Annotated in this window: 15 protein-coding genes; 7 read left to right on the forward strand and 8 right to left on the reverse strand. The window is 69.7% G+C overall.

The genetic code is table 11. The annotated features are described in order from the left end of the window. Positions 1-31 precede the first annotated feature (31 nt). On the reverse strand, positions 32-910 hold the full coding sequence (locus tag JOD67_RS04295; RefSeq protein ID WP_205115441.1) for a phosphotransferase enzyme family protein: 879 nt from the start codon (positions 908-910) through the stop codon (positions 32-34). A 427-nt stretch (positions 911-1,337) separates the two neighbouring features. Here JOD67_RS04295 and JOD67_RS04300 point away from each other — a divergent pair, with 427 nt between their 5' ends. After that, positions 1,338-2,042 carry a hypothetical protein gene (locus tag JOD67_RS04300; RefSeq protein ID WP_205115443.1) on the forward strand — a complete coding sequence of 235 codons (705 nt, stop codon included), beginning with the start codon at positions 1,338-1,340 and terminating at the stop codon, positions 2,040-2,042. Here JOD67_RS04300 and JOD67_RS04305 read toward each other — a convergent pair. Continuing rightward, complete coding sequence (locus tag JOD67_RS04305) at positions 2,039-3,190, reverse strand: ROK family transcriptional regulator (protein WP_205115446.1); 1,152 nt, start codon at positions 3,188-3,190, stop codon at positions 2,039-2,041. The two genes, JOD67_RS04300 and JOD67_RS04305, sit on opposite strands and share 4 nt — an antisense overlap. Positions 3,191-3,286: 96 nt before the next feature. Beyond that, entirely contained in the window at positions 3,287-3,499 is a 213-nt protein-coding gene (locus JOD67_RS04310; protein WP_205115447.1) for a hypothetical protein, read from the reverse strand. A gap of 94 nt (positions 3,500-3,593) precedes the next feature. Between JOD67_RS04310 and JOD67_RS04315 the strand changes: the two genes are divergently transcribed. Beyond that, positions 3,594-4,970, forward strand: coding sequence for an NADP-dependent succinic semialdehyde dehydrogenase (locus JOD67_RS04315; RefSeq protein ID WP_205115449.1), 1,377 nt, complete (start codon positions 3,594-3,596; stop codon positions 4,968-4,970). Between the two features lie 125 nt (positions 4,971-5,095). On the opposite strand, the gene JOD67_RS04320 is transcribed toward JOD67_RS04315, so the two are convergent. Then, positions 5,096-5,731: a nucleoside/nucleotide kinase family protein gene (locus tag JOD67_RS04320; RefSeq protein ID WP_205115450.1), complete on the reverse strand. Its 636-nt coding sequence runs from the start codon at positions 5,729-5,731 to the stop codon at positions 5,096-5,098. A 141-nt stretch (positions 5,732-5,872) separates the two neighbouring features. Here JOD67_RS04320 and JOD67_RS04325 point away from each other — a divergent pair, with 141 nt between their 5' ends. Then, positions 5,873-7,684, forward strand: coding sequence for an NHL domain-containing thioredoxin family protein (locus JOD67_RS04325; RefSeq protein ID WP_205115451.1), 1,812 nt, complete (start codon positions 5,873-5,875; stop codon positions 7,682-7,684). Here the strand turns inward: JOD67_RS04325 and JOD67_RS04330 are convergent. Next, entirely contained in the window at positions 7,681-8,709 is a 1,029-nt protein-coding gene (locus JOD67_RS04330; RefSeq protein ID WP_205115452.1) for a hypothetical protein, read from the reverse strand. The two genes, JOD67_RS04325 and JOD67_RS04330, sit on opposite strands and share 4 nt — an antisense overlap. A gap of 139 nt (positions 8,710-8,848) precedes the next feature. Here JOD67_RS04330 and JOD67_RS04335 point away from each other — a divergent pair, with 139 nt between their 5' ends. From JOD67_RS04335 to JOD67_RS04350, 4 genes are read left to right on the forward strand one after another with little or no spacing between them, the layout of a single operon-like run. Beyond that, positions 8,849-9,460, forward strand: a complete 612-nt coding sequence (locus JOD67_RS04335) for a hypothetical protein (protein WP_205115453.1) — start codon at positions 8,849-8,851, stop codon at positions 9,458-9,460. A gap of 48 nt (positions 9,461-9,508) precedes the next feature. Then, a complete protein-coding gene (locus JOD67_RS04340) occupies positions 9,509-10,309 on the forward strand; it encodes an ABC-2 family transporter protein (protein WP_205115459.1) in 801 nt (266 codons plus the stop codon). Positions 10,310-10,314: 5 nt separating this feature from the next. Beyond that, on the forward strand, positions 10,315-11,145 hold the full coding sequence (locus JOD67_RS04345; protein WP_205115466.1) for an ABC-2 family transporter protein: 831 nt from the start codon (positions 10,315-10,317) through the stop codon (positions 11,143-11,145). After that, positions 11,096-12,118: an ABC transporter ATP-binding protein gene (locus tag JOD67_RS04350; protein WP_205115469.1), complete on the forward strand. Its 1,023-nt coding sequence runs from the start codon at positions 11,096-11,098 to the stop codon at positions 12,116-12,118. The genes JOD67_RS04345 and JOD67_RS04350 overlap by 50 nt, the downstream gene beginning before the upstream one ends. Here JOD67_RS04350 and JOD67_RS04355 read toward each other — a convergent pair. From JOD67_RS04355 to JOD67_RS04365, 3 genes are read right to left on the reverse strand one after another with little or no spacing between them, the layout of a single operon-like run. Continuing rightward, on the reverse strand, positions 12,115-13,137 hold the full coding sequence (locus tag JOD67_RS04355; protein ID WP_205122852.1) for an AAA family ATPase: 1,023 nt from the start codon (positions 13,135-13,137) through the stop codon (positions 12,115-12,117). The genes JOD67_RS04350 and JOD67_RS04355 overlap by 4 nt on opposite strands. Further along, entirely contained in the window at positions 13,134-13,997 is an 864-nt protein-coding gene (locus JOD67_RS04360) for an aldo/keto reductase (RefSeq protein ID WP_205115471.1), read from the reverse strand. Before JOD67_RS04360 ends, JOD67_RS04355 begins: the two co-directional genes overlap by 4 nt. 52 nt (positions 13,998-14,049) lie before the next feature. Beyond that, positions 14,050-16,641: a bifunctional FO biosynthesis protein CofGH gene (locus tag JOD67_RS04365; protein WP_307782269.1), complete on the reverse strand. Its 2,592-nt coding sequence runs from the start codon at positions 16,639-16,641 to the stop codon at positions 14,050-14,052. Positions 16,642-16,705 lie beyond the last annotated feature (64 nt).

The following is a 16,705-nucleotide window of genomic DNA, read 5'->3' on the forward strand; positions in this document are numbered from 1 at the left end:
TGATCGTGCGCGCGCAGCTGATCGTGGTCGCTTACCAAACGGGCTTGGTGGGTTGACTCACGTCGTCGATGAGCCGGTGCAGACCGCCGAGGCATTCGTTCACCGAGTCGGGGAGGTGAATGGCCATCCACAGCAGCCATTCGCAGGCGTTGAACGCGACGCAGTAGGCGAACGCCTCCTTGCCCGCGACCGCTTCGCCAGCGGTGCGGATCGTGTGGAAGATCTCCGGGTCCTTGCTGCCCTCGGCGTGGGCCTCGCGGTACAGGTAGGCGTGGTCGATCACGCGGCTACCGCCGCCGAGCGCCTCGATGTCGATGACGCCAGTGAGCTGCCCGTGGTGGAAGAGGACGTTGCAGCTGTTGAAGTCGCCATGGACGAGGTCGCCTTTTGGGAGCTCCACGCTCCCGAGTGCTGCGTGGAGCCGGTCGATCCTGTCGACGAGGTCCTTGGACGCGGGGGCTTTGCGGCGGAGCTCGCGTTTGGCGTGGTCGTACGTCTCGTGGACGTACTGGTTCCAGTCGCGCTCGGGCCAGGGGTCGAGTCCCTGGTGACTGGCGAGGAGTGTGACCAGCTGGCGTGCCTTGTCCGCGGTGAGCGGGTCGCCGGGCTCTCCTGGGAGGCGTTCCTGCAGGTGGTAGCGGGTTCCGTCGGCGAGCTTGCCGGTGCCGAGCCACGCGGGGGTGGGGTAGCCGTTGGCGCGCAGGTGCTTGACGGCTTGGTCGGCGCGGCGGAGGTGGTCGAGGGAGAATCCCGAACCCAGCTTGAGGATCGCGCTGTTGCCGTTCGGGTCGTACACGCGCCAGGCGCCCCGGGTCATGCCGCCGGCGGGCTGGTCGCCGAGCTCGTACTCGGTGTGCTGCTGATCGTTGATCTCGCGGAGTGCGCTTGTGGCGTTCTGGATAGTGGACATGCCGATCTCCGGTGTTCGCTCGCGGGTTGGCCAGGTGCTTGCCGGAGATCACGCCACGCGACGACGGTAGCGAGGGACGGGCGTTGGAGGCTAGTGGTTTGTGCTCCCAGCGCAGGACGGTGACCATGCGGCCGTGTTCCTCGTACGTGTGGGGTTCTGGACTCGCGAGGTGGAAGCCGAGGCGCTTGACCACCGCGGTCATGGCACGGATCTGGTCAGGTAGCTCCCCCATGCCAGTCGAGGATAGTGCCTCTCGTTCGGGAAAGCGCTTGCTTGACGTGCCCTGCTGCGGCAGGTCATGATCTGTCTATTAGGAAGACTAACTGACTTATCATCGGAGGTGACCTGCATGAGCACGAGCTTTCCGCGCCGCCGCACGGTCCTAGGCGCGGCCGTCGGAGGTGCCGCGGCAGTAGCATTCCCGTCCATGGCGAAGGCCGCGAGTTGGGCGTTGCGGTGGTCGCCCGATCCCGCGCAGACGGGGACCCGCGCGTTCGAGACGATCGAGGACGACCGGGCGGACTCCCATCCGGCCGGCCAGCCCCACATCTTCGTCGAGGGCAACACGTTCCGGTTCAACATGCACACCGTCGATCGCGACACGTCGACCGACCGGCAGCGGCAGGAGGTCACCGGTTGCCGCAACGGCAGCTCGTTCCTGCAATGGAACAACGGCGAGTCGTGGCGGGTGACGTACCAGATGTACGTCCCGAGCAGCCTCAAGGCGACGACCACGTTCACGCACATCATGCAGACGAAGCAGCCCGGAACGGGCACCGGCCCGATCACCGTCACGTCACTGCGCCGGGTCAGCGGGCGGCAGACGATCGAGCACAAGATCTTCGAGCCGAACATCCTCGTGGGCCGCACCGACCTCGAGCCGTTGCAGAACAAGTGGATCGACATCGAGTACGAGCTCAAGGTCGGCACCGGCACAGCGGGCTCGGTGCGCTGGGTGATCCGGAACGGTAGCAGTACGGTGCTCGATGTCACGAAGACCGGCGTCGACACGTTCCTCGCCGACCGGGTGCGCCCGAAGTGGGGTATCTACCGTTCGCTCGGCGACACGTCCGGCTCGCTGCAGAGCACCTATCTCCTCCTGCGCAACCTGAAGGCGTATGAGCTTGTCTAGCTGGTCGCCGCGGTGGGGACGGCGAGGCTGGACAGGACGCGTTCGCGGACGGCGCTGAGGCCGGAGCGGAGTCCGCCGAGCAGGACCGCGTCGTCGGTCAGGCCGGTGCACTCGATCTTGGTGCCGAGTGGCGTACGGGTCCGCAGCGCTTCGGCGACGGCGTCGCGGAGGCGGCTGCCGCCGGCTTGGCCGACCTCGCCGGCGAGCACGATCAGTGGCGGGTCGAGCAGGACCACCGCGGACACCAGGCCGACGGCGATCCGTTCGCCCAGCGCTTTGAGGAACTCGTCGACGCCGGTGGCGACCGCCGCTGCGACGGCCTCGTGCGGGGTCGGCTCCGCCAGCCCGAACGAGCGCGCGAGGTCGAGGATCGCGATGCCGCCGACGAGGTCCTGGTAGTCGACCGCGTTCGTCCCGGTCGGGGGCACGGGCAGGTAGCCGATCTCGCCGGCACCGCCATGGGCGCCGCGGAGCAGGGTGCCGTCCAGGTCGGTCGCGAACCCGACACCCTCCGCGCCGAGCCAGAGCATCGCGAACGCGTCGACGTCCGTGGCGACGCCGTGCGCGCGCTCGGCGATCGCGGCGAGGTTGACGTCGTTGTCGAACGCGACGTCGGTCCGGAGACGCTCGCGGATCTGGGCGAGCAGGTGGGGCCGGGACAAGCCGGGCACGTCGACGTACTGGATGGTCTCGGTCGCCTCGTCCGGCGAGCCCGGGACGCCGACCACGATGTGCAGCAGCCTTCGGCGGGGTACGCGGCCCTTGCGGCACAGCTCGGCGACCGCGTCGGCGAGCGCTTCGGCGGGGTCGATGTCGGAGAACGCGACCGGCACCTCGATGCGCGCGCGGACGTCACCGGCGAGGTTGGCGACGGCGGCGGCCAGCGCGGGACGTTCGGCGGCCTCGCCGGTGTCGCGGATCGAGACCGCGGCGGTGTAGGCGACCTCGGGATTGGCCGAGTAGATCGCCGCGTTCGGCCCCGGCCCGCCGCCGCTCTCGTGGCCGATGACGATCGCGAGCCCGGCCTCCTCGAGCCGCCGCAGCACCTCGGACGCGGTCGGCTTGGACAGCCCGGTGAGCTCCCGCAGGTCGCCGCGGGTGAGCTGGCCGCGGTCGAACAGATGCGCCAGCACCGCGGTCTCGTTCATGCTGCGCAGCAAGCGAGAAGACCCCGCCAATCGGGTCACGGCCGGGCCTCCTCGGATCGGTTAGAAAGACTGTCTAACGATACCCAGGTCAGCGCCTTAGCGTGCCGTTCTTGCACAGACCCAGGACTCGTCGTCGGTGAGGTACGCGTCGACCACCAGCCCGCCATCGGCGGGGACGGCCGACTGGATGAGGTCGGGTTCGCGGCCGGCTGGAAGCCGCAGGTACAGGTCGACCGGGCAGCCGTCGGGGGTGATGGCGCCGGGTCCGGTGCAGGCGTGGCCGTCGCGAAAGTTCGTGCTGCCCGTCATGGCGAGCCATGATGCCTTGGTCGAGGTCGGTACGTCGGCGGGATGTTGGGCAAGATGGGACCCGTTCGACTTTCCGCGGGAGAGGACGGCCACGATGGCGATCGCAACGATCAATCCGGCGACGGGTGAGACGCTCCAGGAGTTCGAGGCGCACTCGGCGGAGGAGATCGACCGGCGGATCGGGCTGGCCGCGGCGGCTGTCGAGGCGCTGCGGCGGACGACGTTCGCGGAACGGGCCGGCTGGATGCGGGTGGCGGCGGACCTGCTCGACGCGGACGCGGAAGAGCTGGCGCGGACGATGACCACCGAGATGGGCAAGACGCTCGCCGCCTCGAAGGCGGAGGTCGCGAAGTGCGCCAAGGGGATGCGCTTCTACGCGGACAACGCGGAGGCGTTCCTCGCCGACGAGCCACTCGACGACCCGGCCAAGGTCAACGCCTCGCGCGCGTACGTCGCGTACCAACCGCTCGGCGTCGTCCTCGCCGTGATGCCGTGGAACTTCCCGCTGTGGCAGGTCATCCGGTTCGCCGCACCCGCCCTGATGGCCGGCAACACCGGTCTGCTCAAGCACGCGTCGAACGTCCCGCAGACCGCGCTCTACCTCGACACGCTGTTCACCCGAGCCGGCTTCCCCGAAGGCGCGTTCGCGACGCTGCTCATCGGGAGCAGGGAGGTCGAACGCGTCCTCACCGACCAGCGCGTCGCAGCCGCCACGCTCACCGGCTCCGAAGGAGCGGGAGCAGCGGTCGCCGCGATCGCGGGACGCGAGCTGAAGAAGACCGTGCTCGAACTGGGCGGCTCCGACCCGTACGTCGTGATGCCCTCGGCCGACCTCGCCAAGGCCGCGAAGGTCGCCGTGACCGCGCGCGTGCAGAACAACGGCCAGAGCTGCATCGCCGCGAAGCGGTTCATCGTCCACACCGACTGCTACGACGAGTTCGCGGCGCTGTTCGTCGACGCGATGTCCGCGCTGAGGATGGGCGACCCGATGGCCGACGACACCCAGCTCGGCCCGATCGCCACCGAGGGCGGGCGCGAGGACGTCGAGGAGCTGGTCGCCGACGCGGTCGCGCACGGCGCGAAGGTGCTGTGCGGCGGCGAGCGCCCGGACCAGCCCGGCTGGTGGTACCCCGCGACCGTCGTCTCCGAGATCACGCAGGACGCGCGGATGTACTACGAGGAGGTCTTCGGACCGGTCGCGTCGCTGTTCCGTGTGCCGTCGATCGACGAGGCGATCGCGGTGGCGAACGCGACGTCGTTCGGCCTGGGGTCGAACGCGTGGACCGAGGACGCCGACGAGAAGGAGCGGTTCGAGCGCGAACTGGCGGCCGGCGCGGTGTTCGTCAACGGGATGGTGACCTCGTACCCGGAGCTCCCGTTCGGCGGCATCAAGCGGTCGGGCTACGGCCGCGAGCTGGCGAAGGTCGGGATCCGCGAGTTCTGCAACGCCAAGACGGTCTGGGTCGCCTAGCCGGGTGCCGTGGTCTTTCCCCTCCGGCCGGTCGGTCTGTACTCGACCGACCACGTGGCCTTTCGGCCGGTGGGGAGAGGCCACGTTCAAGCACCCGGCTAGGCGCGCGGAGCGCGACAATCAGCTCAGCCGATCAGATGAACGACGAGGTCCGCCCGGTGTCGGGCGGCCTCGATCAGCTCGGCGTTGCGCTGGTCGGTTCCCTTCGACCAGGCACGCGCCTGCTCCGGCGTCTTGCCGTACGCCTCGTGCCGCCGGATCAGCCGGTCGAGGCGGACGTCCTCCGGCAGGTCGAGGAACCACACCTCGTCGAGCAGCCCGCGTACCGGCGCCCAGCCCGCGGCGTCCTGGAGCAGGTAGTTGCCCTCGGTGATGACGAGCGGAACGTCGGCCTGCACCGGGATCGAGTTCGCGATCGGCTCCTCGATCTTGCGCCAGAACACCGGCGCGTACACGCACTGCTCGGCCGGGTTGCGCAGCCGTCGCAGCAGCGCGACGTAGCCGGCGGCGTCGAACGTGTCGATCGCTCCCTTGCGATCGCGACGGCCGAGCCGCTCGAGCTCGGCGTTCGCCAGGTGGAACCCGTCCATCGGAACGAGCACCGCGTCGGCACCGAGAGAGTCGACGAGCACGGTGGACAGCGTCGACTTGCCCGCGCCGGGCGAACCGGTGATGCCCAGCATGCGACGCCGACCCGGCTGGATCAGGCCACGGGCCCGATCGACCAGATCGGCGACAGTGAACGAACGTGCGACGCTCATGGGAGGACTATCGTCCGGCCTCCGACCTGGTCAACACAAGGGATCTTTCGGACATCGGTCCATTCTGGACAAACAGCCCCGCCCCAGCGGAGCAGGAGTTGCCCACTGCCACCATTTGGCACCGCGCTCTACCCTGGCGGAATGCAGCCTCGTGCGCGGGTGAGAGCCCCTGAGCTCGTCGGTCGCGGCGGGTGGTTGAACACCGGCGGCGAGCAGTTGCGGTTGGCCGACTTTCGCGGACGCTTCGTCCTGCTGGACTTCTGGACGTTCTGCTGCATCAACTGCCTGCACGTCCTGGAGGAGCTCCGCGCGCTCGAGGTGAGGTACGAGGACGTGCTCGTGGTCGTCGGCGTGCACTCGCCGAAGTTCACCCACGAGGCCGACCCGGTCGCGCTCCGTGCCGCGATCGAGCGGTACGCCGTCCGGCATCCCGTGCTCGACGACCCGACGTTGACGACCTGGCAGGCGTACGCGGCGCGGGCATGGCCGACGCTGACGTTGATCGACCCGGAGGGGTACGTCGTCGCGCAGTTCTCCGGCGAGGGCCACACGCACGCGTTGGAGTCCCTGCTGGGCGAGCTCGTTCCGGCGCACGACGCGCGCTCGACGCTGCACCGCGCGAGCTCCCCGTACGTCGCCCCGCCACCGCCCGACACCGCGCTTCGCTTTCCTGCCAAGGCGATCCGGCTCCCGAACGGCGAGGTCGTCGTCGCGGACGCGGGCAACCACTCGTTGGCGATCCTCGGCGCCGACCTGACGACCGTCGTACGCCGGATCGGCAGCGGTGAGCGCGGGCTCCTCGACGGCACGGCCGCGGAGGCGGGCTTCCGCGAGCCGAACGGCCTGTGCCTGTTGCCGAAAGACGTCGCGCGGAAGGTCGGCTACGACCTCGTCGTCGCCGACACTGTCAACCACGCCTTGCGCGGCGTCCGGCTGCCGTCGGGCGACGTCCGTACGCTCGCCGGCTCCGGTCAGCAGTGGATGCCCGGCGACGAGGACACCACGCTGTCGAGCCCGTGGGACGTCGCCTGGTTCCAGGGCAAGGTGTGGATCGCGATGGCCGGCATCCACCAGCTGTGGACGTACGACCCGATCAGCCGCGAGATCTCGCCGGTCGCGGGAACGCGCAACGAGGGGCTGGTCGACGGGCCGCTCGCGCAGGCCTGGTTCGCGCAGCCGTCCGGGCTGAGCGTGTCGCCGGACGGCTCGCGGCTGTGGATCGCGGACGCGGAGACATCGGCGCTGCGGTACGTCGAGGGCGACGAGGTGACGACCGCGGTCGGCACCGGGCTGTTCGACTTCGGCCTGCGCGACGGTCCGGCCGAGCAGGCGTTGTTGCAACACCCGTTGGGCGTTTGCGCGCTGCCGGACGGAACGGTCGCGGTGACCGACACGTACAACGGCGCGCTGCGGCGGTACGACCCGGTGACGCGCGAGCTGAGCACGATCGCGCTCGGACTGAGCGAGCCGAGCGGTGCGTACGTCGCCGACGACCAACTCGTCGTGGTCGAGTCCGCCGCGCACGCGCTGGCCCGGATCGCGCTGGACGCGCCGTCGGTGAAGGTGCCGGAGTTCGAGCACCAGACGAAGCGGCCGACGACCGAGCTCGCGGCGGGCGAGGTGGAGCTGGTCGTGGTGTTCGAGCCGCCGCCGGGCGAGAAGCTGGACGACAGCGAGGGCCCGGCGACGCGGCTGTTCGTCTCGGCGACGCCGCCGGCGCTGCTACGTGAGGGCGCCGGGAAGGGCACCGAGCTGACGCGCCGCCTCGTTCTCGATCCGCACGTCGGCGACGGCGTTCTGCATGTCGCGGCGAACGCGGCGTCGTGCGACATCGACGCGGAGCACCCGACCTGCCACATTCACCAACAGGACTGGGGCGTTCCGGTGCGGCTGTCCGCGAACGGCGACTCGACGCTGACGCTCGTCCTGTCGGGGGCGGTGGAGGCCGACTAGGTCTGCTGGCGCCGGAGCCGGTGCAGCTCGGCGCCGGTGACGCCGAGCAGAACGAGGTCGACGAGCAGCCCGATCGCGGCGCTGAGCTGGCTGTACGCGAACTCGAAGACGTGCGTGACCAGCAGGTACGCGAGGATCGCGAGCTGGAGGCGGCGGAACGCGCGTTCGCGATCCCGGACCAGCCGGCGGGCGCCCAGGATCGTCAGCACGATGCCGAACGCGGCGCTGCCGATCAGCGCGACCAACGCCAGCACGTGCCAGAAGCCGCTGCCCTCGCTCGACAGGGCGGAGAAGACGATCGCGCTGACCGCGTTGAGCAGCAGCACGATCACGATGACGCGACCCGTCCACTTCCGTACGGCGAGCGCGTCGAACAGCCTCCTCGCCATGCTCCGGACCCGGTCCGCGACCGGCGGCACCTCGACGTCGTCGGCGGGGCAGGCGTCGACGAGGGCCTTGACCTCGCCGCCGACGTGCACGAGGTGGGATTCGTCCTGCTGCGCGGTCCTGACCAGCGCGTCCGCCTCGGCCCGTCGGTGCGGGGTGAAGCCGCCGGCGACGCCCTCGACAGCCTGGTCGACGGCGTTCGCGAGGTACTCGCGCGTGTCGGTGAAGAGCCTGGCGTGGAGCGCCTGGATGGCGAAGACGGTCCCGATGAAGATCACGTAGATGATCGCGAGCGACGGACGGAAGAAGTAGTCGTTGTCGGACGTGATGAACTTGCCGAGCTCGTCGATGAACAGCCCGAACCCGATGCCGCCGACGAACGCCGCGATCGGGCGTACGACCGGGCCGATGTAGCTGAGCAGCAGGAACATCCCCACCAGCATCAGGATCCCGCCGAACAGCACGTGCGCGACGTGCAGCCCGCCACCGCCGATCTGCGGATAGCCGGTGAGCGCGAGGAACATCCGCGTGATCAGCACGGTCGAGACCGCGGCGACGACGAACAGCACGAGGTGCGTCGAGGCACGGACATTGCGGACGAACCCGAGCTGCAGGAGGCGCGAGGACCAGCGGTTCATCCGCCCGACCCTAGCGAGTCGACGAACTCCCCGAACCGGGTCAGGAGCGCGACGAGCCGGCTCGCACGCTTCGCCACCTGGCGGGAAACCTCCGTCGGTAGGTGGGCTCCGGTCAGGTCGGGCAGGTACAGTGCCCGGCGTGTCGAGGGCCAGGATGATCGTCGGATGCGTGCTCGCGCTCCTTGCCGTTGGCGGGTGCTCGAAGCAGGTGTCGTACGAGCCGGCGACCCTCGACGACGTGCCCGCGGGCAGCGACGCGACGGCCACGGCCGCCCCTGCCACACCGACGGACAAGCCGCAGGCGGGCTCGAGCGCGAAGGCGGCCCCCTCCCCCAAGCCCGGGCAGCTGCCGATCGACTGCGCGATGCTCATGTTGAAGCCCCCGGCCGACTGGAACGGCTCCCAGGGCCGCGACGACGTGTGGACCTACGACCTGGCGGGCGGCACGGTCGCCGTGTACGGCGAGTACGCCAAGGTCGAGGGCCCGGTCAAGGGCAGCGACCTGGTCGAGCTGGCGAAGGGACCGTTCGGCGAGGACGGGTTCACGCAGGTCAGAGGCGACGGCACGGTCGCGGGCAAGGGCCGGTCGGCCGCGACGGTCGAGTGGCGGCTCGCCAAGAGCGCTGCCGGCAGTACGCAGGTCGCGGTGGTCGTCTACGACCACGCGGGCGAGCCGGCGAACGAGAACACGGTCAAGGTGCTCGACAAGGCCGTCGGTCGAGCGACGCTCAGTGACATCGGCTCCTGCTGAGCGATAAGTCGCTCGCGTCCGCGGCACGACGTCAGGCACCCTTCAGAAGTGTCCAGTGCCCAAGCCCGAGTGCATGCCTTCGGCAAGACGGTCGGCATGTCGGCGGCGGCGGCGATCGGCGAGAGCCGGCTCATGCTGCTCGACGCCGGCCTGCGGATCGTCCGCGTGCTCGTTCTGCTGGCGATCTGGCAGACGCTCGTCCAGCCGGGCGAGGTGGTCAGCGGGTTCACGCTCGCCGGGCTGCTGACGTACACATTGATCGCCGAGATCTTCGCCCAACAGCTGCTCACGAAGTCCGAGCTCGACAGCTGGCTGTGGGAAGGCGTGATCGCGAGCCGGCTGCTGTACCCGATGACGCTCGTCGGCCAGCTGGTCGCGCAGCTCCTGGGCAGCTGGTTGTTCGGCTTCGTCGCGGTGTCGCTGCCGATTCTCGTCGTCGCGCCGCTCGTCGGCGTCGACATCTCGCCGGACAGCTGGCAGGCGGGGCTGTGGTTCGTTCCCAGCCTGGTGCTGTCGATCGCGATCGGCCTCGCGCTGGACGTGATCCTCGGCGCTATGACGGTCGCGTTGAACCTGTCGATCTGGCTCGTCGACACGCTCCGCGGCGCCCTGCTCGCGCTGCTGGCGGGCTCGGTGCTGCCGTTGGCGATTCTCCCGTGGGGGTTGGGGAACGTGTTCGGCTGGTTGCCGTTCGCCTCGATGGGCTCGGCGCCGCTGCGCATCTACACCGGGACGGGAGACCCGCTGCCGCTGATGGCGTTGCAGCTGGGTTGGGCTCTCGTTCTCTGGCTGCTCGCCGGCTATCTGTGGCGGGCGACCCGGGAACGTCTCGTCGGGTACGGGGGCTGATCTCGGTGCGCCAACTGCTGCGGATGTGGAAGCTGTTCGCGGGCATGGACCTACTGTGGGTCCTGCGCGGGCCGCGCGACGCCGCGATGTACGTGCTCTCCGACGCCGTCCTGATCGTCGCGTCGATCTCGACGACGTTCCTGCTGGCCGTACGGTTCGACGGCATCGGGCACTGGGACCGCGCGCAGATCCTGTTCATGCTCGGGTACGCGATGTTCGTGAACTCCTTGCTGGACACGCTGTTCGGCTACAACGTCAAGATGATCAGCCGCCGGATCGGGCGCGGACAGCTCGACCACATGCTTGTGCAGCCGCAGCCGTTGTGGCGGATGTTCCTGACGGAAGGCTTCACGCCGTTCGGGCAACCGTTCGGGCTGATCATCTCGATCGCGATGCTGTCCTGGACGTCGTCGCTGCTGGATCGGCCGTTCTCCGTTGTATGGTTGGGCATTCTGCTGCTCAACCTGTTCGCGTCCGCGGCGATCGTGCTCGCGTTGCAGGTCGCGTGGGGCGCGATCGCGTTCTGGGCACCGCGATCGGCGGAGGAGATCAACAGCGCGACGAACCGCGTCGTCGGCTCGCTCGGGCCGCTGCCGTTGGACGGCGTCAACCGCTTCTTGCTCGGCGGCTTGCTGACCGTCATCCCCGTGGGCTTCACGGCCTGGCTGCCCGCTCGTTCGATCGCCGACGTGTCGCCGCTCTTCCCTGGCGGGCTTGTCGCACCGCTCGCCGCTCCGCTGTTCGCGGCCGCGGCGTACTTCGTCTTCAGAAAGGGGCTGCAGCACTATGCCCGCGTCGGTTCGCAGCGCTACTCCAACTTCGGACACCGTCGTTGAGATCAGCGGAGTCCTGAAGCGCTACCAGCAACGGCAGCGTTCGGAGAAGCTCCGCGACGCCCTGACCAACCTCGTGCGGCCGAAGATCTCGACGATCACAGCGTTGGACGGCATCGACCTGTCGGTGCGCCGTGGTGAGATCCTCGCGTACGCCGGCGCGAACGGGGCGGGCAAGAGCACGACGATCAAGCTGCTCTCGGGGCTGCTCGCGCCCGACGCCGGGTCGGTGCGGGTGTTCGGCATGGACCCGGTGCGGCAGCGCGTGCCGTACGTGCGCCGGATCGGCGTGGTGTTCGGGCAGCGGACCGACCTGTGGTGGGACCACCCGGTCGGGGCGACGTTCGAGTGGAAGCGGGTCGTGTGGGAGATCCCGCGCGAGCGGTTCGACCGGATGCTTGCGTACGTGAAGGAGCTGCTCGGGCTGGACGCGTTCTTCCAGACCTTGGCCCGAGAACTCTCGCTGGGCCAGCGGATGCGGGCTGACCTGGGCTTGGCGTTGATGCACGAGCCGGAGCTGTTGCTGCTGGACGAGCCGACGTTGGGGCTCGACGTGCTGGCGAAGCGGCGGATGTTGCAGAGCATTCTCGATCTGAACGCGTCGCGTGCGATGACGGTGATCGTGACGAGTCACGACATGCCGGACCTCGAACAGTTGGCGTCGCGAGTCGTGATGCTGCACCGCGGCGCGATCGCGTTCGACGGCGCGTTCCCCGCGCTGCGCGCGACGTTGGGCGACCGGCGGCGGCTGGTGCTGACGACGGACGCTGCCGTCGCGGCCCCGACGCTGCCAGGCGCCGACCTGGTGTCGAGCACGGACGGGCAGCACGAGTACGCGTTCGACGCCGCGCAGGTGCCGATCGCCGGGCTGCTGGCCGAGGCGTCGTCGCTGGTGCCGGTGCTGGATGTGGAGACGCACCGGGACTCGATCGACGAGGTGGTGGCGGACCTGTACGAGTCGTGGCTGGCCCGTTAGCCGACGATCTCGTCGGCGACCTCGTCAACGGTCTTCGCGGTGGTGTCGACGCGGTGGCCGAGGTCGTTCGGTCTGGTCTCGGCGGCGATGCGGCGGAGGACTTCCAGCGGTTGGCGGTTGAGCCTGTCGCCAGGCGCCGCCCAGCTCGGCTGGTCGTGCCGGCTGAGGATGCGGCGGGTCAGCTCGTCGCGGTCGGTGTACAGGGCGTGGACGCGGAGGCGGGTGGTGCCGAGCGCCTGGGCGTACGCCTGGAGGGCTGGCTCGTCGACCGGGCCGACGACGACCAGGGCGGTGGCGCCGATCTTCCGGTACGCGGTGGCGAGGACGGCGAGGTTGGCGGCCTTCGCGCGGTGGTCGTTCGGTGGGCAGAAGCCGAGCTGCTCGAGGTCGACGTACCCGGCGGTGGCGCCGGTCGCTAGCAGTCGTTCGTACACGCGCCAGCCGACGGTCGACTTGCCGACGCCGGTGGGGCCGCAGATCAGGTGAACGGCGACGTCGTTCGCCTCGGCGCTCGGAACGGGCGGATCCGCCAGCCCGCCGAGCGGGTGGGTCAGCCAGCCGGTGCGCTCGGCCACCCTGTCGGCGACCTCGGCAACGGTCAGCCCGGTCGTGTCGACGCGCAGGCCGATCCCCCGACGTTCCAGCGCCTCCAGCTCGGCCAGCGCGCCGGGCAGGTCGCCGTCGCCTCGGCCGAGCAGGCGGGTACGGACGTCGTCCGGGCTGGCGTGCAGGCGGCACAGCAACCCGACGTCCGGTGCGACCCGCCCGCGGGGATCCACGACGCCGGACACGACCAGGGCGGAGGCGCCGCGGAAGTTCTCGGCCACGGCTCGCAAGTTCTCGAGCTGGAGCCGGTGCCGGCCGGGGTCGTCGGCCGGCTCGGGGTAGCAGATGCCGAGCTGGTCGAGGTCGACGTACGCGCTACCCGGAAGCCGTCGGTGCAACGCGAAGCCGATGGTGCTCTTGCCCGTCCCCGGAGCTCCGCAGAGCCAGAGGACGGGCAGCGGCGTGCCGGTCAGATCGGGGCGTTCTCGAACGGGGACGAGTAGTTGTCCGCGCGGCTGAGGACGGCCTGGGCGTCCTCGCGGCTGAGGCGAGCCTTCTCGGCCTCGATCAGCAGGCGGAGCAGGCGTACCTCGCCCGGCGTCGCGATGCCCGTCACCTCCGGGTGGGAGAGGACGAAGCTCAGCGCCGCGGTGACGTGCTCTTGCTCGTCGAACGGCTCGTACCAGGTCGAGTACTGGTGCTCGTCGGTCACCCAGTTGCGCCGTGCGGCCGACTTGATGATCTTCAGGCCGACGTCCTGGCGCTGGGTCTCGGCGACGAGCTCCTCGAAGTCGGCCTTGTACTGCTCGTTCGTCGACAGCACGTAGTTGTACGGCGTGAGGACGGTGGCGAACGGGTAGCGGTTGAGCGCCTCGCGGTGGGTCGCGGGGGCCTCGTGGCCGTGGCCGGTGATGCCGACGAAGCGGACGAGCCCCTCCTCCTGCGCGCGCACCGCGGCCTCGAGCCCGCCGCCGGGGCGGGTGAGCTTGTCCAGCTCGGAGAGGTCGCCGACCGCGTGCAGCTGGATCAGGTCGACCTGGTCGGTTTGCAACCGTTCGAGCGACTTGTTGATCTGGGCCCAGGCGGGCTCGCTGTCGCGTTCGCCCGTCTTGGTGGCGAGGAAGATCTGGTCACGGATGCGCGGCATCCACGGGCCGAGGCGCAGCTCGGCGTCGCCGTAGCTCGCCGCGGTGTCGAAGTGGTTGATGCCGGCATCCAACGCCTCTTGGATGGACTGGTCAGCGACGTCCTGCGTCACGCTGCCGAGCGCGGCGGCGCCGTAGATGAGCACGGTGCTTTCGTGGCCGATCCGACCGAGTCTGCGCTTCTCCATGGCTCCCAACCTACTGCGGGAGTGGCCTATGTCACAGTCGTGATCGCAGTCATCAGCTCCCGATATGAATCGGCAGACCGCGCCGGACCGATGCCGCCACGCCGTCGCTCGCGGCACCGGCGGCGATGCGCTCGTCGTCGGGTCGACCGTACGTCGTCGTGCGCTGCACGAGCGGCCGCCCGGTCGGTGCCACGAGCTCGGCCAGGTCGCTGATCGTCTTGTAGGAACCGTTTGCCGAGCCCGCCATCCGGCTGATCGTCTCCTCCATCAGCGTGCCGCCGATGTCGTTCACGCCGCCTTCGAGCACGGCGCTGCACAGGTCGGGGCCGAGTTTCACCCACGAGGCCTGGATGTTGTCGATCAGCCCGTGCAGCATCAGCCGCGAGACCGCGTGCACCGCGCGGTTGTCGCGCGGCGTCGGGCCGGGGCGTGCGAGCCCGGCGAGGTAGATCGGCGCGCTCTGGTGGACGAACGGGAGCAGGACGAACTCGGTGAAACCGGGCTGCCCGTTCTCCTCCAGCGACTTCTTCTGCAGGTCGGCGATGACGCGGAGATGGCCGACCCAGTGCTTCGGGGTGTCGACATGGCCGTACATCATCGTCGACGTCGTCGGGATGCCCAGCGAGTGCGCGGTCGAGATGACCTCGACCCAGCTCGCGGCGGGCAGCTTGCCCTTGGTCAGCACCCAGCGGACGTCGTCGTCGAGGATCTCCGCCGCGGTGCCGGGCATCGAGTCGACGCCGGCTTCGCGAGCCTGGTCGAGCCATGCGCGGATCGGGAGGTTCGTACGCGAGGCGCCGTTGACGACCTCCATCGGCGAGAACGCGTGCAGGTGGATGTCGGGCTGGCGCTTCTTCACCTCGCGGGCGAGGTCGAAGTACGCGGTGCCCGGCAGGTCGGGGTGGATGCCGCCCTGCATACAGATCTCGGTCGCGCCGGCCTCCCACGCCTCGTCGACGCGGTCGCCGACCTGCTGCATGGACAGCGTATACGAGTCGGCATCCGTGCGTCGTTGCGCGAAAGCGCAGAACCGGCAGCCGGTATAACAGACGTTGGTGAAGTTGATGTTCCTCGTGACGACGAACGTGACGTCGTCGCCGGAGACCTCGCGGCGGACGTCGTTCGCCAAGCCGGCAAGGGCATCCAGCTCCTCACCATCGGCGAGCATGAGCGCGAGGGCCTGGTCGTCGGTGAGCCCGGTCGGGTCCTTCTCGGCCTGGCGCAAGGCGTCCTTGACGTCGGCGTCGAGGCGCTGCGGCGCCTTCTCGATGCGGGCGCCGACCTCGGCCCAGTCACCGTAGACGGCGTCGAAGTCCGAGCGGCGATCGTCGGTACGGCCGTCCGTGTCGACCTCTACGTGCAGGTCCGTTCGCCCTGCCGCGTTGAGGAAACCGCCGTCGGGCTCCTGCCACGGGCGGGGCTTGGCCAGGGCGTCGGGGTTGGCGAGGCCGGTCTTGGGGTCGGCGAGCGCGGCGATGTGGCCGGCGATGCGCGGGTCGATCCAGGGCTCACCTGTTCTCACGTACTCGGGGTAGATCGCGAGACGCTCGCGGAGCTGGAAGCCGGCCTTGTTGGTGAGGCGTTCGAGCTCCTCGACCCGCGGCCACGGGCGCTCGGGGTTGACGTGGTCGACGGTGACGGGTGACACGCCGCCCCAGTCGTCGATGCCGGCGCGCAGCATCAGGTCGTAGTCGCCATCGCCGATCAGGTTGGGCGGCGCCTGGATGCGGGCCTTCGGGCCGAGCACGAGCCGGAACGCGGCGATGGTGGCGGCGAGCTCCTGGACGTCGACGTCGGGGACCGCACGCATCTTGGTGTCGGGCTTGGCACGGAAGTTCTGGACGATGACTTCCTGGATGCCGCCGTACTCGCGGGACACCTTGCGGATCGCGAAGATCGAGTCGGCGCGTTCCTCGTGGGTCTCGCCGATGCCGATGAGGATGCCGGTGGTGAACGGGGTCGATGTCCGTCCGGCGTCCTCGAGCACGCGCATCCGTACGTCGGGGTCCTTGTCGGGCGAGCCGTAGTGGGGGCCGCCTCGTTCGGTGAACAGGCGCTTCGCGGTGGTCTCGAGCATCATGCCCATGGAGGCGGCGACGGGCTTGAGGCGCTGGAAGTCCTGCCAGGACAGCACACCGGGGTTGAGGTGTGGAAGCAGCCCGGTCTCCTCGAGGACGAGGATCGCCATCGCGCGGACGTAGGAGAGCGTGTCGTCGTACCCGCGTTCGTCGAGCCACTCGCGCGCCTGGGTCCACCGGTCCTCGGGGCGGTCGCCGAGGGTGAACAGCGCCTCCTTGCAGCCGGCTTGGGCTGCCTTGCGTGCGATGTCGAGGACCTCGTCGGGGCTGAGGTACGGGGCTGGGAGTCTTCCTGGGACCGTGACGAACGTGCAGTAATGGCAGCGGTCGCGGCACAGCCTCGTCAGCGGGATGAACGCGTTCTTGCTGTACGTGATCACGCCCTGCTCGCCGAGCGCCTCGAGGCCGGCGTCTCTGACCCGACTGGCGTACGTGGCGAGGGTGTCGAGGTCGTCGTCGCGCGCGTGCAGCAGGACGGCAACCTCGTCGGCGTTCAACGTCTTGCCGTCACGGGCCCTCGCGAGCGCGCGGCGCATCGCGGACGGCGTGGGGCGTACTTGATCCACGGTGTCGGACGCTACGACTCGGCTCGCCGAGACCGCCAATGACGGAGCGTGCCCTGGCTCCACA

Source organism: Tenggerimyces flavus, assembly GCF_016907715.1.
Classification (GTDB): Bacteria; Actinomycetota; Actinomycetes; order Propionibacteriales; family Actinopolymorphaceae; genus Tenggerimyces; species Tenggerimyces flavus.